Source organism: Antrihabitans cavernicola (assembly GCF_008297975.1).
Classification (GTDB): Bacteria; Actinomycetota; Actinomycetes; order Mycobacteriales; family Mycobacteriaceae; genus Antrihabitans; species Antrihabitans cavernicola.
Genome location: NZ_VLNY01000020.1, coordinates 22,233 through 43,763 on the forward strand (window position 1 = coordinate 22,233; position 21,531 = coordinate 43,763).

Genomic DNA, 21,531 nt, shown 5'->3' on the forward strand with positions numbered 1-21,531 from the left:
CGCGAATCGGTGCAATTCTGGAGCCATGCCACAACCGGTCGATATCGTCCAGAAACTGTCGCTCGTCACCGAACAGTGGTCACCGAAGGTGGTGGCACGCCTCAACGACTACGAGATCAAGGTCGTCAAGGTCCAAGGCGAATTCGTGTGGCACAGCCACGACGACACGGACGAGTTGTTCCTGGTGGTCGACGGCGTACTCACGATCCAGCTACACGACGGCGATGTGGTACTCCACCCCGGTCAGCTGTACGTGGTGCCGAAGGGCGTCGAACATTGCCCGATCGCCGACGGCGAGGTACACGCCGTGCTGATCGAGCCGTCCGGTGTCGCCAACACCGGTAGTGCCGGCGGCGACCGCACAGCGGCCTACGACGACTCGCTCAGTTCCAGTGCTCGGTGATGACGAGTGATACGTCCTGGTTTGCCGGATTGTTCGGATCTGTGAGGTATGCGTTGATGTATCCGCCTGGGTGCGAGGCTGTTTCGCGAAACAGATCCTCCAGGCTGGTGTCGATACGGCCGTTGCTGTCGCTGTAGCTCGAACCGGGAGCGAGCCGAACACCCGTTGTCCGACCGGCAAAAGCCCGCTCGACCAGGGCAGGAACCGGACCTTCGGACACTGCCGTGGTTTCTCCCGGCGTGAGGCTGACACCCAGTCGGCCATTGCCCGGGTCGACGAGCGGGGTGGCCGCAGCAGCGGTTCCCGACGCGATTCCCATGACGATCGCAGTGCCCGCAAGCACCGTGAGGATAGTGGTGGATCGCATATTTCCCCTTCCGCGGTCAAACAGTCTTTCGCACTGTAATCGCTTCGGGAGCAATCCGTATCGGTCGTTCGTATCAGAGTCTGCGCACGACGTAGGGCGAGACGCTGGCGAGCTTCTCGCAGGTCTCCTCGAACTCACGCTCGGGCCGCGACTGCTCGATCACACCGGCACCGGCACGCAGCCAGGCTTTGCCGTTCTGCTGATAGACCGCACGCAGGACCAACGTGGCTTCGAGCACGCCTTCGGACGAAACCGTCACCACCGCACCCGAATACAGTCCACGCGCAGCGCCGTCGAGCCGGAATATGGTGTCGACGCTCTCACGCTTCGGAATACCGGACGCCGTCACGGAGGGAAACAGCACCTCGAGCGCTTCCCAGTGCGAGTGGTGCTCGGACAGCTGACCGCGCACCGTAGACGCCAGATGCTGGACGCTGCCACGCTCGCGCACGGTCATGAAGTCCGATACGGACGACGTACCCGGGATGGCAACCGATTCGATCTCAGCCACCGACGTGCGCACCGAAACAGCATGCTCCACAATCTCTTTGGGATCGGACTCGAGGTCGATACGAGCCGCCGAGTCCGCCGCGACACCGCGTCCGAACGCGCGCGTGCCCGCCAGTGGCTCGGTTGTCACCACCCCGTCCTCGTCGACGGCGGCCACCAACTCGGGGCTGAATCCGGCCGCCTCCAGCCCACCCATCCGCAGCAGGAACGAACGCGCGGGAGTGTTGTGCGCGCGACCGAGTCGGTAGGTGGCCGGCATGTCGACGGCGAAGGGCAGATCGACCTTCCGCGACAGAATTACCTTTTGATAGCCGCCTGCCGCGATCTCCGCGACCGCAGTGGCGACGCGACCTCGGTAGTCGGTTGCATCGGCGCGAATGTCGACGGGCTCGGCGAGTGGATCCGGACCGTCGGCAGCATTCACGATGGCGCGAATCTCGTCGCGCTCGGCGTCGTCGCACCCGACGATCGTCATGCCGGAACCGTCGATGCGCACCTCGATTCGCGGCACCATCAGACGAGCGAGTTCGTGCACGCCTTCCAGGTGCTGCTCCGCGTCCAACGTGTATGCGCAGAACTCGAACCCGATCCAGCCGTACGCCTGGCGATCGCCTATCGGCAGCGACGCGAGCGCTTCGTCGAGCGCGATTGCAGGACGCCCGACCCACGTCGTTGCGCGGACCTGACCGTCCCAGCTGACCCGCAGTTCATCGGTGTCGAGTTCTACGCCACCGAGCGTGTCTCCGGCGAATACCCACTCACCTGGTCGTTCGTACACCACGTACTCGGCGAACCGACCCGACGCGGCCAGGCGCGCCACCGTGTCGAGGGCATCCACCGGAGCCTCGATCCGCAATTCCTCGTGCGTGGTCGACATAGTTCCTCCAGTTTGGAAAGGCTCGCCTAACTAAGCTGGAAGTGAGGTTAGCATTACCTCTTGATGATCAGGAATCTACGGCAGCACGTTCGACAGTCAGCAGGCTTTCGGCACTGTGTTCGGCGTGGTACGCGGCGCCGCCCCCGCGCACACCGAACAGTCGTTTGCTCCAGATCAACCACACGACGGCGGCAACGTTGACCACAAACGCCCCGACGCGCAGAACCGTCACCTTCTCGGTGAGTTCGTAGATCTCCAGCGGGAGGAAGATGCTGGTCGCGACGACGGCGAAATACTCGCCCCAGCGCTTCACCAGCCAGAGTCCTACCGCTTCTATCAACTGCAGCACCGCGTACGCGATGAAGCCGATGCCGATCAGCAGCAGCGTGTTGGTCGACAACGAGAACGCGGAATCGATGGCGCGGACGATCTTCGAGTCGTCGATGTTCCAGCCGAGCTGATCGGCGATCGGGCGTAAGAGCGGCAGTTCGCTGTCGAACGCATCGCGGACACTGCCCTTGGAACCTCGAAACTTGAAGACGGCAAACGCAATACCGATCAAGATCAGGGCACGGACCAATCGTTCCACCGCCAGCACACGCATGATCCACCGATCGCGCAGCAGTTTGCCGTGCGGCACTTCGGGTGCCTCGTCGGCGGGCCCGGATCGTCGTGGCGGCGCGGGCACGAAATTGCCGCAACGCAGGCACCGCCACGCATCGCCCGCCGCGGTCTCGACGTGGAGTCGGTCCCGCAATGCGGGCTCATCCGGGGCGTACGTTTCATGCCCTCGCCAACTGCACGACCTCAGCGCGAAATCCACGGGAGAAGCCTAGCGGCGGAATTGCCAAAACGGCTCACATGCACGGCTCGGGAATCGGACAATGAACATCCAGCGGGGCACGGGTGAAGGGACAAGATGACCGAGACGGAACCCATCGTCGTACTCGCACAGGCGTCGACGCCGGTGGAGCGCGAGATCATCACGCGCTGGCTGCGGGAAGAGGGCCTGGGAAGCGAGCATCGCGGAACGCCGACGCAGATCGACCTCGACGTCGAAACCGTTGCGGGAAAGCTCGTCAGCCGCACCGACGACCCGCTCGTGGTCCCTGTCCGAGTGCTGTGGCTGCCCCCGGAGCGTGACGGCACCCGACGCGCCCACGTGTCCGACCTTGCGACACTGAGCAATCCGCGCAATCCGAACCGATTGATGCAGCGCTGGATCGTGCGCAACGCCCCCGATCGTCATCGCGTTCTCACCGGCGAGCCCGCCTTGCTCAGCGAACTGCGGAAGCGGCACGTCGCTGCCGCAGGCGATCCCGGTGCTCGTACCTTCGCCCGCTACATCCATCGCACCGCCGTGGTCGCGCTGGAACGCTCGGAACGCTCGGTCATCGGCGACCGGTACAAGGTTCCGCGGTTGGTCGCCGAGGAGATTCTCGACGCACCGGCGTTCCGACGCGAGCTCGACGAGATCGCCGCACAAACCGGAATCACCTCCGACGAGGCCTACGACCGCGCCGAAGCCGCACTCCGCGAACTGGTCGCGGTGCAGAGTCGGCTGGTGACCGACCTGTTCACCCAGGCGATGTCGCCGTTCCACAAGCGTGCGTGGACCGTGCACGCCGACGAGACCGGGCTCGCCGAGTTGCGCGGCTACAACCGGCGCTACCCGCTGATCTTCCTGCCCTCGCATCGCTCCTACGTCGACCCGTTCGTACTGGGCGATGTGTTGGCACGCAACGACTTTCCACCGAACCATCTGATCGGCGGCGCGAACCTGAGCTTCTGGCCGATCGGCCCGATCGCGCGGCGTTCCGGTGCGGTGTTCATCCGGCGCAGTTTCGGCGACGACGAGATCTACAAGGCCGTCGTCGAGGAGTATTTCGCTTATCTGCTCACCAAACGCTTCAACATGGAGTGGTACTTCGAGGGCGGCCGGTCGCGAACCGGCAAGCTGCGCCCACCCCGATACGGGCTGCTGAACTACGTTGCCGAAGCGGTGCGTTCGCGTCGTGTCGACGACGCCCTGCTGGTCCCGGTGTCCATCACCTACGAGCGACTGCACGAACTCGGCGCCATCGCCAGCGAACAGTTGGGCGGCAAGAAGAAACCGGAGGGCCTCGCCTGGATGGCGCGCTACGTGCGCAACCAGCAGAATTCGGCCGGCCAGGTGTACGTGCGTTTCGGTGAACCGCTGTCGGCTCGGGATCGGCTCCAGGCGCACGGGGACGTATTCGGCGCCGAGCCGAACGAGGAGCGCGAACGGCGCGCTGTGCAGCGGGTTGCCTTCGAGGTGGCCGTGGGGATAAACAAGATCACGCCGATCTCGGCCAACGCGTTGGTGACGTTGGCACTGCTCGGCGTCAGCGAGCGCGCGTTGACGCTCCCTGAACTTCAAGCGGTGATCGCGCCGGTCGTGAAATACATGGACGAGCGCAAGATTCCGAAGGGCGACATCGACGTTCTCGGCGATCGCACGCGCCTGATGAGCGTCCTCGACGACCTCGCGATCGCCAAGGTGGTCACGGCGTACACCGGCGGTGACGAACCCGTCTACTCCATCGAGCCCGGGCAGCACCTGGTCGCAGCCTTCTACCGCAACAGCGCAATTCACTGGTTCGTCAACCGCGCACTGCTGGAACTCGCGATACTCGGAGCGGCCGAGAGCGGCTTCACCGATCCGCTTCGCGCGGGTTGGGACGAGGCGAAGCGGTTGCGCGACCTGCTGAAGTTCGAGTTCTTCTTCCCCGAGCGGGAGAAGTTCGAAGAAGAGATGACCGAAGAGATGCTGCTGGTGGATCCCCAATGGCGCTCACGGACACCGAGTGTCGACGAAGTACTCGAGAAGCTGACCGAGACCGGGTTCTTCATGGCGCATCGCGCTCTCCGCTCGTTCTTCGACGCACAACTGGTGGTCGCGGAGCGGTTGGCGCTGCGCGATCCGAGTGTCGAGGTGGACAAGAATGCCCTGCTCGACGAGTGTGTTGCGGTGGGCAAGCAGATGTTGATGCAGGCGCGGTTGCACAGCCCGGAATCGGTGTCGTCCGAACTCTTCACCACCGCACTGAAACTCGCGAACAATCGCAATCTGATGGGGCCTGGCGACGAGCTCCTCGGTCAGCGCCGAGCGGAGTTCGCCGAAGAGCTCCGCGAAGTCGGTGAGCGAATCTCCAAGGCAGAGTTGCTCGATGCCTCGAACCGAAGGAACGCTCCCGGTGGATATCGCTGAGGCTGTCGAGGGCGTCCGCAGCGGCCCGACCGGACCCACGGTCGGGGTGTTCTTCGACTTCGACGACACCATCGTCCACGGATCGTCCACCCTGTCGATCGAGGACGGGCAGTCCGATACGGAGATCGCGGAGAGCGCTCGCAGACACTTCGCGAAGAAGCTCGCCGGGTTTCTCTATCCCGAAGTGTGGCAATTGATTCGGGCGCACGAGGCCGCGGGGCACACCATTGTCATCGCATCACCGGTGCCGCAGTTTCGGATCGCACCCGTCGCGGACGCACTGGGTATCGAGCACGTACTCTCGACTCGACCGGATACCACGGCCACAGTTCGCGAGTTCGCCGCCGAGCGAAATCTGGATCTGCCGTCGAGCTACGGCTACTCCCATTCGGACAGGGAGCTGCTGGCTGTCGTCGGGACCGGTGTCGCCGTGAATCCCGTCGACGCCCGCAATCGCTTCGTGGTGTTCCGAGAGCGAGGCCGCGCCAAGCCACGAGAGGTCTTCCGCACGGCCGCCGGCCTTGCCGGTTTCTTCGGTGGTGTCGCGGCAGGCGGTGTCGAGGGTCTGCGGGTACGGGATCGCAGGCGCTCCGTCGACGGAATGATCTCGCATGCAGGCGATTTCGCACTGAAGTTCGCAAAGATCGACGTCGCCGTCACGGGTGCGCACAATGCCGAATCGCCACGGCCAGCCGTCTTCATCTTCAATCATCAAAGTGAGCTGGATCTGATCGTGCTGGCGAAGGTATTGCGCCACGGGTTCACCGGTATCACCAAGAAGGAGTTGGCAACGAGCCCGCTGTTCGGCCCGTTGCTGCGCTTCGCAGGTGCGACGTTTGTCGATCGATCCAATACGACCAAGGCCAAGGAAGCGCTCGCACCGGTCGTGTCGACCTTGCGCGGCGGACTCTCCGTCGTCATAGCGCCGGAGGGCACCCGCTCGCTGACGCCCACGCTCGGCCCTTTCAAGAAGGGCGCTTTCCACATCGCGATCCAAGCCGAGGTGCCGATCATTCCGGTGGTGATCCGCAATGCGGGCGAACTGTACTGGAAGAATGCGAAAACGGCTCGCGCGGGCCGTGTCGACGTGGCTGTCCTCGACCCCATCTACGTCAGCAACTGGACCCTCGACGAGCTCGACGAGCGTGTCGAACAGGTTCGCGAGTTGTTCGCGCAAACGCTGAGCCATTGGCCCGAGAGCTGACGGGTGCTCCCTATTCGCGACGGCATCAACCCCACTCGCCTACGACTACCCGGCGACACCAGCTGGCCGACCGTGCTCGACTACTTGCTCGCCCGCTTTCCGCACGACAGCGTCCGGCTCCGAGAGAAGGTCGCGGGCCACGAGGTGGTGGACGATCGCGGCGAACCCATCTCCGCCGAAACCCCCTACCGTGCACACCGTTTCGTATATCTATATCGAGATCTTCCAGTGGAGCAGCCGGTGCCGTTCCAGATCGAGATCCTGCACCGCGACGACGATCTGCTGGTCGTCGACAAGCCGCACTTCCTCGCCAGCACCCCGCGCGGCGCGTACGTGGTGGAGACCGCCCTTGTTCGACTACGCCGCGAACTCGATCTGCCTGAGCTCAGCCCAGCGCACCGCCTCGACAGATTGACCGCAGGCGTGCTGATCTTCACAGTTCGCGCCGGTGCTCGACGGCCGTATCAGATGATGTTCGCCGATCGATCGGTGCGCAAGGAATACCAGGCGATCGCGAAATACGATCCGGCACTTGCCCTCCCCCGCACTGTTCGCAGCCGCATCGTGAAGGAGCGCGGCGTGTTGCAGGCGCGTGAAGTCGACGGCGAACCGAACAGCGAGACGCGCATCGAACTGATCGAGCAACTCGGTGATCGCGCCCGCTACCGACTGCTCCCGCATACCGGAAAGACGCATCAGTTGCGGCTGCACATGAGCTCGTTGGGCGTTCCGATCGTCGGCGACAATTTCTACCCGACGTTCTACGACGTCGCGGGTGACGACTACTCCGATCCGCTGCAACTGCTCGCGGCCGCCATCGAGTTCGACGACCCCCTCACGGGTGCGCACCGGAGTTTCGTCAGCAATCGCCGACTGGTCGTCTAATTGACAGCAATTATTGTCTTGACAAATATTTTGTTCGGTGTGACGCTTGACCCGTGCACGACATCGCAGTGATCAACGACCCCGCCGCGGCGGAGGTCTCGCTCGACCCCGTACGCGCCGATCTGCTTGCGGCACTGACTCACCCGGGCTCGGCAACCAGCCTTGCCAACCAGGTGGGTCTGCCGAGGCAGAAGGTGAACTATCACCTGCGGGCGCTGGAGCGGCACGGGCTGGTGGAGCTGGTGGAGGAACGGAAGAAGGGCAACATGGTCGAACGCGTGCTGCAGGCCACTGCGGCGTCGTATGTGATCTCCCCGACCGCCCTGTCCGCCGTTGCCCCCGACCCGCGCCGGGCGCCCGACCAACTGTCCGCGCGGTGGATGCTCGCCGTCGCCGCCCGGCTGGTCAAGGACATCGGCGATCTCATCACCGGCGCCGGCGCTGCGGGCAAACCGCTTGCCACTTACGCCATCGACACCGAACTTCGTTTTGCCTCCGCCGCCGACCGCGCGGCGTTCGCAACCGAGCTCGGCGATGCCGTCAAGAACCTGGTCGGCAAGTACCACAACGAAACCGCGGCGCGCGGCCGCAAGCACCGACTGGTCGTCGCGCTGCATCCGAGCTTGAAGGGTTGAACTTATGTCGCAGGAATTCAAGATCGAGCACGAGCTGGTCCTGCCCGCCAGTGCCGAGGACGTCTTCGCAGCCATCACCACCGGCACCGCGGGATGGAACTTTCCGACGCCGCCGGTGAGGGAAGGTAAGGCGCCCGAGGGTTACACGATCACCGCATGGGAGCCGCCACACCACGTTGCGGTCCGCGGCACCGGCCCGGACGGCGGTCTGAACGCGCTCGAGCACATCATCGAATCGCGCGACGGCGGAACCGCCGTGCTGCACTACGTGCACAGCGGAATCTTCGTCGACGACTGGGAAAATCAATACGATGGCGCAGCCAAGCACACGGACTTCTACCTGCACAGTCTCGGTCAGTACCTGCAGTACTTCTCGGGTCGACCGGTCACCTACGTCTCAGTGGGAGGCCCCGCGGCGTCATCGGTCCCGAACGCCATGGTCACGCTGAAGGCCGCGCTGGGGTTGGCTGCGGACGCACCGGACGGAACAGCAGTCCGGATCGAGCTTCCCGACGAGTCGGTAAATGCCGTCGTCGACTACAACAATCGATATTTCCTGGGCCTTCGCAGCGAGGGAACGCTGTTCCGGTTCTACGGCCGCAACTATTTCGGCGGCACGGTAGACGCCGCACACCACTACTTCACCCCGGGAATCGACGAGCAGAAAGCCGCGCTGAACTGGCAGAACTGGCTCGATTCGGTCTACGCATAGCCAGGTTTCGGCGGCACCGGAAGGCGACCGTAAACAAGCCGTAAGGCCATCCCTGCAGAGTCATCACCAGCAACCACGCAAGCCACAGACACAGTAAGGACCGACAAATGCGCAAGATCGTGAACGCCACCTACCTCACCCTCGACGGTGACATGTCCAACATGGCCGACTGGCACTTCGACTACTTCGGCGAAGAGGCCATGAAGGCCGCCACCGACCAGCTCGCCGCCACCGACGCCCTGATCATGGGCCGCAAGACCTACGACGGCTTCTCCGAAGCATGGTCCAGCCGGGCAGGCGCGGACGATTTCGCGGATCGCATGAACAGCATCAAGAAGTACGTCGTCTCGTCCACCCTGACCGACCCCACCTGGAACAACACCACCGTCATCAACGGTGACGTCGCAGCAAAGGTCCGCGAGCTCAAGGAGCAGGAGGGCGCGAACATCCTGCAGTACGGATACGGCTCGGTATCTCGACTGCTGGTGGAGAACGGCTTGCTCGACGAACTTCGCGTCTGGCTCCATCCCGTCATCTCCGGCAAGGCGACCCAGGAGGAGCTGTTCTACCGCGATTCGCCGCAGACCAAATTCGAACTCGCCGGCACCGATGTCCACAGCACCGGCCTGATCATCCTCAGCTACACCCCCAAGAACTGACCTCCCCCCAAACAAACAACTCAGGAGAATCGTCATGACCACTGCCGCCGCCGCAACCAGCCGTTTCAACAACATCGAGGTCACCAGGGTCCGCGCCGTGATCGGCACCGCACTTGTTGCGGTCGTCGTCAACCTGGCGATCTGGCTGATCGGGCTCGCCGCAGGTGGCGACTTCATGGTCACCGACGACGTCAAGGGGCCCATCTCCGCCGCACCGGTCGGCGTCATCGTGATGACGGTCATTCCGATTGTCGTCGGCATGACGGCAGCCGCTTTGCTCTCCCTGCGGTGGGGCTCGATCATCCGGGTGGCGCAGGTGATCGGTGCGATCCTGCCGATCGCAACGATCGCGATGACCATTGGTTCCGACTTCGACGGCGTGAGCACCGTATCTCTCAGCCTCATGCACATCGTGGTCGCGGCAACTGTGGTGCTCGGCCTCCAGGCCATCCGCAACAAGACTGCCTGACGAATCTCACAGAGTCACAAGCTAATTGGTTGCATTTTCTCCCGGATACCGGGAGGAAATGCAACCTTTCGTCATGTGTGCTCGAACCTCACCGCCACGACCCCGCAACCTCGACCAGCGCTGTCTCCGGCGGGTAGCCGTTGAGTCGGTAGCAGTGTTCGATCGCGTCGTCCCAGTCGCACTTGCACCACGAGTGGACGACGTAGCTGCCGCCATAGGCATCGCGATTGCGCATTTCCCAGCGAACGCCGCCTGCGAGCCGAATGGTGAAACCGTCGATCGGTGGGCGCCTGGCATCACGCGGAACCAGGTAGTGAATTGTTGCGCCCATTCGGATCGGCCCTTTCTGTTCGCCTCTGTCGACCCGGACACTGCCACGGGGCACCGACACGAACGGAAAACACGTTGCCCAGAGCAACGAACGTCCGTACCGTCGTGATCCTTATGGAACCCATCAACGAGCGCGATATTCGGTCGTCGTTCATCAACTGCTCCAAAGGCGACGCCAAACGCCTACCCGTACCCAAGGACCTCGACGATCAGCCGTGGGACGACCTCGACTTCCTCGGCTGGAGCGACCCGTCGTTTCGCGGTCGCTGCTACATCGTCACGCCGCAGGACGATCGCCTGGTCGGCATCGCGCTGAAATATGAGCTCGGTGGATCGCGCAAGTCGCAGATGTGCACGATCTGTCTGACCACACACGCAGGAGGGGCCGTCGAACTCATGACGGCCCGCAAGACCGGCGATTCCGGTCGGCGGGGAAATACGGTCGGTACCTACATCTGCACCGATCTCGCGTGCTCCCTTTACGCCCGCCGGAAGAAGACCCCCGCGTTGGGCAACCAGTACCGCGAGGATTCGAGCCCCGAGGACCGAATCGAGCGCGTACGCACCAACTTGGATGCGTTCATCGGGCGGGTTTACAGCTGATCGACCTCGTCGGGGTCGATAGATCACACGAAGAAGCACGACCCGCGATACTCCCATCGGCCACCGACTAAGATCAGCCAATGCGCCTCCCGCGGGTACCACGACTACCCCTGGTGCCCGATCCACTTCGACGGGCACGTATCCCGTCCGACGTGGAATCCGTGATCTCTCGTGCTGCCGAGGTGGACCCGAGATCGGTCGGGATGACGGTCGACAAGATCGAACACATCTGGAACGGCGTCGTCGACCTCTATCGCGGCGGAGCGCACCGCGCGATCCAGGTCTGCGTTCGTCGCAGGGGTCAGGTGGTACTCGATCGAAGCATCGGTCACGCCCATGGCAACGGCCCGCGGGACAAACCCGATGACGAAAAGGTCTTGGCCACAACGGAAACACCGTTCCTCGCTTACTCGGCATCGAAGGCCGTCACAGCGTCGGTCGTCCATCTGCTCGACCAGCGCGGCCAAATCCACATCGGCGATCGCGTGGCCGAATACATTCCGGAATTCGCCAAGAACGGCAAGGAATTCATCACGATCGGGCAGGTGCTCGCCCATCGCGCGGGCATGCCGATCCATCCGCCCGAACTGATGACCCTCGACGCGCTACACGATCGCGAACGGATCCTCCAAGCCTTGTGCGACGCCAAGCCCATCAGCCGAGCGGGCAAACTGCAGGCCTATCACGCGCTGAGCGGCGGGTCGATCCTCGGTGAGATCGTGCACCGGGTGACAGACAAGAACATTCGGGACTATCTGGGCTCGGAAATCCTGTCGCCACTGGGATTCCGCTGGACCAACTACGGCGTTTCGCTCGACGATGTCGGCAAGGTCGCCACCAATTACGTCACCGGTCCACCGGCGCTTCCTCCGGTCTCGACGATGGTGAACCGCCTGCTGGGCGTTTCGACCAGCCAGGCGGTGGAGATGAGCAACGATCCCCGCTTCCTCACCAGCATTCTTCCCGCGGGCAGCGTCGTCACCACGGCAAACGAATTGTCGCGTTTCTTCGAATTACTGCGTGCAGGCGGCGAATTGGACGGCGTCCGGATATTCGAACCGCGCACCATCCGACGTGCGATTTCCGAGCAGTCGTTCCTCGAAGTGGACTTCACGCTCGCATTCCCGGTGCGCTACAGCTACGGATTCATGCTGGGCGGCAAACACTTCAGCCTGTTCGGTCCCGACACCATGAGCACCTTCGGACATTTGGGATATACGAACATCCTGGGGTGGGCCGACCCGGACCGGGAACTGTCCGTCGGTTTGATCACCAGCGGCAAGCCCGTAATCTATCCCGAGGTATTCAGCTGGCTTGGAGTGCCGGCACGCATCGGGGCTTCGGCACCGAAGACCGGATCACCGCGCTAGATTCTCGTCGACACGAGTGATCGGCTGCGATGTCAAGCCCGCGGAAGTGGGGAATCGACCGCCGTGGTGCCACCAGGCACCATCGGAGGGATGGGGATGGTGTTCATGCGTTGGTCGAAAACGGCGTTGGTTTGTGCTGCAATGGCAACGATTCTTCTCGGTGGCCAGGCAACCGCGACGGCCGATGACGGGATTGCCCATATCGTCTCCCGCGCAACGGCATCCACGGACGGCTCGCATCTCGATCACATCGAGCGAGTCGACGACCGACGGATCGACCTCTATGTCTACTCCGCGGCGATGAACAAGGTGTTCCAGCAGGTGGTCCTTCTGCCGAAGGACACCAGCGCGCCTCGACCGACGCTGTATCTGCTCGACGGCGGCAACGGCGGCGAATCGACCGTGACGTGGCGGACCCAGACCGATATCGTGCCGTTCTTCGCCGACAAGAACGTCAACGTCGTTCTGCCCATCGGCGGCGAGTTCAGCTATTACACCGACTGGCAGCACGACGATCCGGTTCTCGGCAGGAACAAGTGGAAGACGTATCTCACCGAAGAGCTTCCCGCCATTGTCGATTCGGCGCTGGGTACGACGGGCAAGAATGCAATCGCCGGACTGTCCATGTCCGGAACGTCCGTCCTTGCGCTCGCCGAAGCAGCCCCGAACCTGTATCAGAGTGTCGGCGCGTTCAGTGGTTGCGCGGATACCAGCTCACCCATCGGGGCTGCGTACGTTTCGACGACGGTCATACCGTCGGGCGGCAATCCCACCAACATGTGGGGCCCGTACGGCAGCCCGGGCTGGGTAGCGAACGATCCGTACGTGCACGCCGACAAACTTCGCGGCAAGGCGCTGTTCATCTCCAGCGGGAACGGCCTGCCCGGACCACACGACACGCTGAACGATCCATCGGTCGACGGACAATTGCGACAGCTGGGTGTGCAGATCGGAGTGGGCGGCGTCATCGAAGCCGCGACGAACGAGTGCACCCACCGCCTCGCCGGACGACTGGATTCGTTGGGCATACCGGCGACCTTCAGCTTCCCACCCGGAACCCACTCATGGGGCTATTGGCAAGACGCGCTGCACAACTCGTGGCCGGTACTCGGTTCGGCCATCGGTTCCTGACGCTCGAACCGATCAGAGCGATTGCATCGCCGAGGCCAGCTCGGCCGGATCGTCGCCGAGTTCGGGGACCAGCGACAGCAGCGCCATCGTCAAGGCAGCCGCACCGGTCACGCCCGTTGCCGCCAACGATGCGGCGAGAGCCTCGGTCCGCTCGTTCAGCTCCGCATAGGTGATGCGGTGGCCGTGCAGATCGATCGCGATCGCATCGGGCTGCTGCACGGCCAGTGCTGCGATGTCCGTCGGCGAGCCTGGGTCCGGAGCAGTGTCGAACCCCATCTCGGCACGCTCGGCGCTGCTCAGAATGTCGATGTCACCGACCGGCACGTCGACGTCGTCGACCACCGACTCGAGCACGCGGACGAACCTGCCCGCAAAGTTTTCGACCGTAGAGCGATCGAACAGTGCAGTCGCATAGACGAACTCGGCATCGATCTGCCCAGGCACATCGTGATCATCGAACTGTTCGTTCAAGGTCAGCTGTAGATCGACCTGCGCGGCTACGGCTGCCACGTCCATCTGCGAGACGGTGAGACCGGGCAGCTGCAGCTCCGGCCGCTGCGTGTTCTGCAGGGCGAGAATGACCTGAAAAAACGGTGAGTACGCAGGCGACCGCGGCGGATTCAGCTGCTGCACCAGCATTTCGAACGGCACGTCCGCGTTCGCGAACGCCGCCAGGTCGGCCGCGCGCGCGGCGGCAACGACATCGCGGAACGACGCTCCGCCGTCCACTCGCGTTCGAAGCACCAACGTGTTCACGAACATGCCAACCGCGTCGTCCAGATCGGCATGACCCCGCCCTGCAACGGGTGCACCGACGACGATGTCGGCACTACCGCTCAACCTGGCCAGCAGCACCGAGAACGCGGCGTGAAACACCATGAACAACGTAGAGTTCTGGCTTCGTGCCAGCGCATTCAGCGATCGTTGCAGGTCGGTGGAGATGGTGAAGCGGACCGTGTCGCCGTCGGACGACCTGGCGTGCAGTCGCGGTCGGTCCGTCGGCAGCTCCAGCACGCCGGGCGCGCCGGCGAGAGCCTCTCGCCAATATCCGACCTGACGATCGAGAGCGGAGCCAGGACCGCCGTGTCCGAGTGCATCCTTTTGCCACAGTGCGTAATCCACGTACTGAACAGGTAGCGGCTGCCACTGCGGCGCATAACCTGCCAGCCGTGCGGCGTATGCGACGAACAGGGAGCGCGAGAGGGGTGCCATCGAATATCCGTCGGCCGAAATATGCTGCAGCACAACCGACAAGACGTGGTCATCCGCAGTGAGTCGATACAACTCGGCGCGGATCGGCGAGTCGATGGTGACGTCGAAACCCCGGGCGCCGCAGGTCGCGATCCGCTGGTCGAGTGCGGCCGAATCGACTGCGATCGGATCGAGCGTGACGCCGGACAACGCGTCGCCTGCGCTCAGCACCACCTGATGCGGCCCGGAATCGCCAAGCGGGTAGACCGTGCGCAACGCCTCGTGCCGTTGCACCACATCGGCCAGCGCATCGCGAAGCACGGACACATCGAGTTCGCCGGTCAATCGAAGTGCGAAGGAGATGTTGTACGACGACGATTCCGGGTCGGCCTGATTGATCGTCCACATTCCCGCCTGCGCGAACGACAGTGGGATCTCCAACGGCCGGTCCGCGACGTGAACGAGGGGCGCCACGTCGGATACCGGGGTGTCGGCGATTCGCTCGGCCAGTGCCGCAACCGTGCCCGCCGCGAACAGTTCGCGTACTTCGACTCGTCGACCGAACGCGACGCCCAGACGGGCGACCACCTGAGTCGCCGAAAGCGAGTTGCCGCCAAGTTCGAAGAAGCCGTCGAGCACGCTCACCCGCTCGACCCCGAGCACATCGGCGAACACTCCGGCGATGATGTGCTCGTCCGAGCTGCGCGGAACGACGAACGCGAGATCGGATCCGAATCCCGGGTCCGGCAGCGCCGTCCGATCGAGCTTCCCTACCGGATTGAGCGGAATCTCTTCCAGTTCAACCACTTTCGTCGGAACCATGTACGCGGGCAGCAGGCTCCGGAGATGATCGGTGACCGCTGCGGAATCGAGAGTGCTCGACGCCGAGGCGGACACGTACGACACGAGGGCCGAATCGCCCGCGGGAGTATCACGGGCAACGGTGACCGCAAATGCCACGTCGCTGTGGGTGCGCAATGCGGCGTCGATCTCACCGAGTTCGATCCGGAAGCCGCGTACCTTCACCTGGAAGTCGGACCGGCCGACGTATTCGAGTGTCAGATCCTTGGTCCATCGCACCAAGTCGCCGGTCCGATACAGCTGACCACCGGCTCCTCCGAACGGGTCCGCCACGAACCGCGACGCGGTCAGCGCCGCCTTCCCCAGATAGCCTCGCGCACAACCGAGACCGGCGATGTACAACTCGCCGATCGCACCGGTCGGGACGGGCCGCAACCTGGAATCGAGTACCACCGCGGACGTACCGCGGATCGGGCCTCCGATCGTCACCCGCTCGGCGGAATCGATCGGATCGCTGATGCACACCATGATGGTGGTCTCGGTCGGTCCGTAGCCGTTGTGGAGCCGGCGACCGATAGCCCACTCCCCCGCCAGATCGGTCGGCAGTTCCTCGCCTCCGGCGACCAGCGTGTGCGGGAAGTCGAGGGCGGCCGGTTGCAGTGACGACAGCACGGTCGGCGTCAGGAAGGCATGCGTGATGCGCTCGGACGTGAGCAGATCGGCGAGGTCGTCGCCGCCGAGCAATCCGGGCGGTGTGACGACCATCGTGGCTCCCGCACCGACGGCGAGCAGGAACTCGAGTACCCAAGCGTCGAAGCTCGGCGACGCGAACTGCAAGACCCGCGAATCAGGCTGCACGCCATAGCGTTCACGCTGCTCGGCGGCAAAGTTCGCAAGACCGCGATGGGTGACCGTGACACCCTTCGGCTTGCCCGTCGACCCAGACGTGTAGATCACGTACGCGGCGTTGTCGGGGGTTGTCGTCGCCTGCAGTTCGCCGGCTCCGATCGGCTCGTCGGAGCGGAAGGCGAGCTCGGCGATGGTGGCGCCGTCGTCGAGCTCCACCCAGTTCGCCGAACCACCGAGCACGCCGCGATGTTCCGACAAGGTGACGCCGAGAGTGGCAGCGGAATCGGTCAGCAGGTGGGCTATGCGTTCGACCGGATGAGTTGCGTCGATCGGCAGCCACGCCGCACCCGTCTTCGCGACCGCCCAGACTGCGATCACCAGGTCGATGCTGCGCGGAAGGCACAGCGCGACAAGCTGTTCCGGCCGCGCACCACGCTCGACCAATATCCGCGCCAGGCTGTTGGAGCGTCGGTCCAACTCGCCGTACGTCAGGCTGGTCCCGCCGAGCACCACGGCGGCCGCAGCCGGGTCGGCCGTTGCGTCGGCAAGCAGTCGCGACAACACCACGGGTTCTGCGCCCGCGCGACCACGCACCGGCGTGAGCGCGGCGAGCTCTGCGGGACAGAGCAGTTCGACATCACCGACCATCACCGTCGCGTCAGCGGTCACAGCATCCAGGACGCGAAGAAACCTGTGCGCGAACAGCTCTACCGTGTCCGCGTCGAACAGGTCTGTGGCATAACCGAGCTCGGCACGAAGGCCGGTAGCGGTCGATGCGGGAGCACCCAGCTCGGTCAGGGTGACCAGAAGATCGAATTTGGTTGCCGACGACGGCGGATCGAGCAGTTCGAACTCCACACCGCTCGCCGCGGCCTTGCGTTCGGTGTAGCCCTCGTAGGCGAGAGCGACCTGGACGATCGGCGAATACGACGACGTACGAGCGGGATTGCACACCTCCACCACGTGCTCGAACGGGACGTCGGCATTGTCGAACGCCTCGAGATCGGCCTCGCGTACTCGCACCAGCAGGTCGGCGAATGCCTCGCCGAGCTCGATACCGGTACGCAACGCGACGGTGTTGACGAACATCCCGACCATGTCGTCCAACTCGGCGGCACCGCGCCCGGCGACCGGAGTTCCGACCGCGACGTCGGAGGTACCGCTCACCCGGGCGAGAAGGGCCGCGAGCGCGGCGTGGACCACCATGAACACCGTGACGTTGTGTGCCTGTGCCGTCTGCTTCAGCCGCTCGTTGAGGTCGGCAGAGATCGTGAACGGCACAGTCGCGCCACGACCTGACGCTTCGGACGGTCGCGGTCGGTCGGTCGCGAGTGGCAGCAGTTCGGGGACGCCGTGCAATGCGGTTCGCCAGTAGTCGATCTGGTGGGCGAAAACAGATTCCGGATCGTCGGGGTCGCCGAGCACCTCGTGCTGCCACAGGGTGTAGTCCGCGTATTGCATCGCGAGCCGACTGCCGCCGGGTTCCACACCGCGCACCCGAGTGTCGTAGGCGCCGATCACATCGCGCAGCAACGGCCCGGTCGATTCGCCGTCGGAACAGATGTGATGCAGCACGACCACCAGCACATGGGTGTGCGGATCGACCTGCAGGAGCCGTACCCTGAGCGGAATCGCGGCGGCCACGTCGAAGCCTTTGCCGGCGAATACGCCTATGCGACTGTCGATCTCGCCTGCATCGACCGCCTGCGGGGACAGGTCCACGTCGACGAGCGCGTCCGCGACCGATCCGATCACCTGATGCGGCAGTCCACCGTCCGCCGGAAACACGGTACGTAGCGACTCGTGCCTGCCGAGGACATCCGCGAACGCCGTGGCAAGTGCGGCGAGGTCGAGTGGCCCGGTGAGCCGCACGATGCCTGGCACGTTGTATGCCGCGGACGCCGGGTCGAACTGGTTGACCAGCCACATTCGCTGCTGCGCGGAGGACAGCGGGATCCGAGCCGGTCGTTCGCGGGCGACAAGTGCGGGCGGGGCGCCGGTTCCCGCGTGGGTACCCGCTCGTGCTGCGATCGCCGACACTGTCGGCGCGTCGAACAGTTCACGCACGCTGATGCGCGTGTCGAGAGCCGCGCCCAGTCTCGACACCACGTGAGTCGCCGACAGCGAATCGCCGCCCAGCTCGAAGAAGTGGTCGTCGCGGCCAACCCGATCATGCTGCAGGACATCGGCATACACGCCTGCCACGATCTCTTCCAAGGGCGTCGCAGGTGCGCGGTACGTGCGTGCTTGCCGTTCCGGTTCGGGCAACGCCGAGCGATCGATTTTCCCGACCGGCGTCAAAGGCAGCTGCGCCAGCACCATGATGGTTGTCGGAACCATGTGCGCGGGAAGAGTTTTCGCAAGCGCGTCGGCCAGGCGGTCCACATCGATTGCTGCACCGACGATGTAGGACACCAGCGTCACAGCACCTGCGGTATTCGCATTGCCGACGGTGACGGCCGACTCCACCTGCGGGTGTTCGACGAGTGCGGCATCGATCTCGCCCAGTTCGACACGGAACCCGCGGATCTTGAGTTGGAAATCGTTGCGCCCGGAGTATTCGAGTTCGCCCGTTTGCCGAAGGCGCACAACATCTCCGGTCCGGTACATCCGCTGTCCGGCTACGAACGGACTGGCGACGAAGCGATCGGCGGTCGTCGCCGATCGTGCGTGATAGCCGCGCGCCAGTTGCGGGCCGGCGAGGTAGAGCTCCCCCGCGACCCCGACGGGCACCGGCTTCAGCCGACGATCGAGAACGACGGCGCCGACACCGGGCACCGCGTCACCGATGGTGACCGGCGTTCCAGGCGTCAATGCGGTTGTGGTCGCGAGAATGGTTGCCTCGGTAGGCCCGTAGCCGTTGAAGAAGCGTCTTCCGGTCCCCCACTGCTGCACGAGTACGGGACTGATCGCCTCACCGGCGCCGACCACCACCTCGAGCTCGTGCAAGCCGGCGGGGTCGACTGTCGACAGGGCGCCCGGCGTGATGATCAGGTGCGAAACATGCTCGCGCCGCAGCAGATCGGACAGTTCGGCGCCACCGAAGACGGGGGGCGGGACGACGACCAGCGTCGCACCGGCCGTGAACGTCACCAGCATCTCGAGAATCGAGACATCGAAGCTGGGCGAGCACACATGCGCGACACGGGAATCGGGGACGACACCGAATTCGACGCGCTCCGCATCTGCCAGACCGGCAAGGCCTCGATGGGTGACGACGACACCCTTCGGCAGGCCCGTCGAACCGGAGGTGTAGATCAGATACGCGGCATGCTCGGGCCGCACGCGACGAACCCGATCGGCATCGGACACCGGCGCCGAGCTGTGCTGCGAGACATCGGTGCGGTCGATCGGCAGCCAGTGGATGTCCGTCGGCAACGCGTCCATCGACGCACCGACCGTCAGGCCCGTCCTCGCACCCGAATCGGAGACCATGTGCGCGATCCGCTCGGCCGGGTAGTTCGGGTCGATCGGGGCAAACGCGGCACCGGTTTTCGCCACCGCCCAGACCGCGAGCACCGATTCGATCGAGCGCGGTATCGCCACCGCGACCACGTCCTCGGCGCCGACCCCTCGATCGATCAGCGTGCGAGCCAGCTGTGACGATCGCTCGTCGAGTTCGCCGTACGTCATGGTCCGATCAGCCGCCGTGACGGCGAGCGCAGCCGCGTCGGTGAACGTCGTCAGCAGGTCCGGAAGCAACTCGACCGGCGTATCGGCGACGTCGACGCGTGCGACAAGCTCGGCGCGCTCGCACTCTGTGAGTACATCGAGCGATGCCACCTCGGTTGTGGTCGCGACGGTGAGAAAGCGCTCGAGCAGCAGCAGGAAGCGCGACCGGTATCCGGTGAGCTCCGCCTCGTCGTAGTTGTTGGGATTGCCGTGGAAGTCGACGGAAATAGGCGCGTCGGGGCCGCTTTGATACAGGTTGATCCGCAGGTCGTCGAGAGCGCCCGAGGTGAGGATGTTGTAGCGCCCGATGGAGTCGCCGAACTTGATCTCGGTATCGAAGAACATCATGTTGACCGACGGTCCGAACGAACCGGTGTGCGGATCCGCGAGACCGGCGTCGCGACGAATGTCTTCGTACCGGTATCGCTGGTGGCGCAGCGCTCCGGTGATGTCGAGGGAGGTACGGGCGATCAGATCGCTGACGCTCACGCCGGGACCACACCGCAGCACGATCGGCACGGTGTTCGCGACCATGCCACCCGAGCGCTTCAACGCCATGGTCGTTCGGCCGGTGACCGGCAGCGTGACCATGGTGGAATCGGTGCCGGTCATCTTGGTCAGGAACACCCCGATAGCCGCAAGGAGCACCTGAGCAGGACTGACTTCGAGTTGCTTGGCCACCAACGCCAGGTCGGCTGCCACGGTGTCCGGCAGTTCGCCCTCGGCAAGCCTGTTATACGGGGCGGGACCCCCGCTGCGACCCGAGAGGTTGACCACTACCGGCAGGTCAGCGGTCTGCTCGGCCCAATATCGAGCATCCGTCTCGAACCGGCTCGACGCCCGATACTTCTGTTCGGCCTCGTTGAGATCACGCAGGGGCAGGCCTCGAAACACATCGGGTTCGCGGCCGGCCAGCGCCGCTTCGTAGCGATGCGCGGTGCGGGTGGTCAGCGTCAACCCGGCATAACCGTCGATGGCGATGTGGTGCATCCGCCCGTACCAGTAGTAGTGATCGACGCCGATTTTCAGGATCGCCATCACGGCGAGCCCATCTCGGGTGAGGTCGAGCGGCTTCAGGTAGTCGGCGCGCATCCACTCGAGTGCAGCGATAGCTGGGTCGTTGTCGGAGGTGGTGAAATCCAGCCGCTCGACGACTTGCACCATCTCGTCGTCGACCCACTGATACGGCGTGCCGTCGATCTCGGTAAGCCGCAGGTATCCCGTTCCCATCTCGCGGGCGGCCGCAAGACAGGCATCGGTGAACGTGTCGAGATCGAGTTCGCCACGGATTTCCACGTACTGCGCGACGTTGATCGGGAATTCGTCCGTCAGGTGCTCGGCGTACCAGACTCCCTGTTGCGCCGCGGACAACGGAAAAATGTTGCCAGGAACGCCCTTTGCTGCCGATAGATCCGGCCCCATCGAGTGCCCCCTCACATAATCGACATATTCGCGAAAGGTGTGTCCGTTTCGTGGCAAATGCATCGCGCCCCCAGCGATGCATCCACCTTCGACTATACCGACGACCGGTTGGACGACCGTCCACAACCGCATGGCCATTTCGGCTTGTTACCAAGCTAATTGGGACTTCGAGTCGGATACAGCCCCAAAAAACGTGGGCAGCACAAGGG

Annotated in this window: 16 protein-coding genes; 11 read left to right on the forward strand and 5 right to left on the reverse strand. The window is 64.1% G+C overall.

The features are described from left to right. Positions 1-25 precede the first annotated feature (25 nt). Positions 26-403, forward strand: coding sequence for a cupin domain-containing protein (locus tag FOY51_RS24625; RefSeq protein ID WP_149432922.1), 378 nt, complete (start codon positions 26-28; stop codon positions 401-403). Here FOY51_RS24625 and FOY51_RS24630 read toward each other — a convergent pair. The 3 genes from FOY51_RS24630 to FOY51_RS24640 all read right to left on the reverse strand — a co-directional run bounded on the left by FOY51_RS24630 (position 384) and on the right by FOY51_RS24640 (position 2,980). Further along, a complete protein-coding gene (locus FOY51_RS24630; protein WP_149432923.1) occupies positions 384-770 on the reverse strand; it encodes a hypothetical protein in 387 nt (128 codons plus the stop codon). The genes FOY51_RS24625 and FOY51_RS24630 overlap by 20 nt on opposite strands. A 73-nt stretch (positions 771-843) precedes the next feature. Next, on the reverse strand, positions 844-2,157 hold the full coding sequence (locus FOY51_RS24635; RefSeq protein ID WP_149432924.1) for a salicylate synthase: 1,314 nt from the start codon (positions 2,155-2,157) through the stop codon (positions 844-846). Between the two features lie 67 nt (positions 2,158-2,224). Continuing rightward, on the reverse strand, positions 2,225-2,980 hold the full coding sequence (locus tag FOY51_RS24640; RefSeq protein ID WP_149432925.1) for a DUF2127 domain-containing protein: 756 nt from the start codon (positions 2,978-2,980) through the stop codon (positions 2,225-2,227). A gap of 96 nt (positions 2,981-3,076) precedes the next feature. On the opposite strand from FOY51_RS24640, the gene FOY51_RS24645 reads away from it, so the two are divergent. The 7 genes from FOY51_RS24645 to FOY51_RS24675 all read left to right on the forward strand — a co-directional run bounded on the left by FOY51_RS24645 (position 3,077) and on the right by FOY51_RS24675 (position 9,953). Then, positions 3,077-5,389 (forward strand): glycerol-3-phosphate 1-O-acyltransferase, encoded by a 2,313-nt coding sequence (locus FOY51_RS24645; RefSeq protein WP_149432926.1) that lies wholly within the window; start codon positions 3,077-3,079, stop codon positions 5,387-5,389. Beyond that, positions 5,349-6,593, forward strand: coding sequence for a 1-acylglycerol-3-phosphate O-acyltransferase (locus tag FOY51_RS24650; RefSeq protein WP_235916719.1), 1,245 nt, complete (start codon positions 5,349-5,351; stop codon positions 6,591-6,593). Before FOY51_RS24645 ends, FOY51_RS24650 begins: the two co-directional genes overlap by 41 nt. Positions 6,594-6,596: 3 nt before the next feature. Further along, positions 6,597-7,478 carry an RluA family pseudouridine synthase gene (locus FOY51_RS24655; protein ID WP_235916720.1) on the forward strand — a complete coding sequence of 294 codons (882 nt, stop codon included), beginning with the start codon at positions 6,597-6,599 and terminating at the stop codon, positions 7,476-7,478. 53 nt (positions 7,479-7,531) lie between these two features. Then, positions 7,532-8,113 carry an ArsR/SmtB family transcription factor gene (locus FOY51_RS24660; protein ID WP_187776456.1) on the forward strand — a complete coding sequence of 194 codons (582 nt, stop codon included), beginning with the start codon at positions 7,532-7,534 and terminating at the stop codon, positions 8,111-8,113. 4 nt (positions 8,114-8,117) lie between these two features. Continuing rightward, positions 8,118-8,825: an SRPBCC family protein gene (locus tag FOY51_RS24665; protein WP_149432927.1), complete on the forward strand. Its 708-nt coding sequence runs from the start codon at positions 8,118-8,120 to the stop codon at positions 8,823-8,825. Positions 8,826-8,932: 107 nt separating this feature from the next. Continuing rightward, entirely contained in the window at positions 8,933-9,484 is a 552-nt protein-coding gene (locus tag FOY51_RS24670) for a dihydrofolate reductase family protein (protein ID WP_149432928.1), read from the forward strand. A 34-nt stretch (positions 9,485-9,518) separates the two neighbouring features. Beyond that, positions 9,519-9,953, forward strand: a complete 435-nt coding sequence (locus tag FOY51_RS24675) for a DUF6069 family protein (protein ID WP_149432929.1) — start codon at positions 9,519-9,521, stop codon at positions 9,951-9,953. Positions 9,954-10,041: 88 nt separating this feature from the next. Here the strand turns inward: FOY51_RS24675 and FOY51_RS24680 are convergent, their stop codons facing one another. Next, positions 10,042-10,284: a hypothetical protein gene (locus tag FOY51_RS24680; protein ID WP_149432930.1), complete on the reverse strand. Its 243-nt coding sequence runs from the start codon at positions 10,282-10,284 to the stop codon at positions 10,042-10,044. Positions 10,285-10,397: 113 nt separating this feature from the next. On the opposite strand from FOY51_RS24680, the gene FOY51_RS24685 reads away from it, so the two are divergent. From FOY51_RS24685 to FOY51_RS24695, 3 genes are all read left to right on the forward strand, one after another. Beyond that, positions 10,398-10,886 carry an FBP domain-containing protein gene (locus FOY51_RS24685; protein ID WP_149432931.1) on the forward strand — a complete coding sequence of 163 codons (489 nt, stop codon included), beginning with the start codon at positions 10,398-10,400 and terminating at the stop codon, positions 10,884-10,886. A gap of 80 nt (positions 10,887-10,966) precedes the next feature. Further along, positions 10,967-12,256, forward strand: a complete 1,290-nt coding sequence (locus FOY51_RS24690; protein WP_149432932.1) for a serine hydrolase domain-containing protein — start codon at positions 10,967-10,969, stop codon at positions 12,254-12,256. 96 nt (positions 12,257-12,352) lie between these two features. Next, on the forward strand, positions 12,353-13,387 hold the full coding sequence (locus FOY51_RS24695; RefSeq protein WP_187776458.1) for an alpha/beta hydrolase: 1,035 nt from the start codon (positions 12,353-12,355) through the stop codon (positions 13,385-13,387). A gap of 12 nt (positions 13,388-13,399) precedes the next feature. Here FOY51_RS24695 and FOY51_RS24700 read toward each other — a convergent pair whose 3' ends face one another. Continuing rightward, positions 13,400-21,322 carry a non-ribosomal peptide synthetase gene (locus FOY51_RS24700; protein ID WP_187776457.1) on the reverse strand — a complete coding sequence of 2,641 codons (7,923 nt, stop codon included), beginning with the start codon at positions 21,320-21,322 and terminating at the stop codon, positions 13,400-13,402. Between the last annotated feature and the right edge of the window lie 209 nt (positions 21,323-21,531).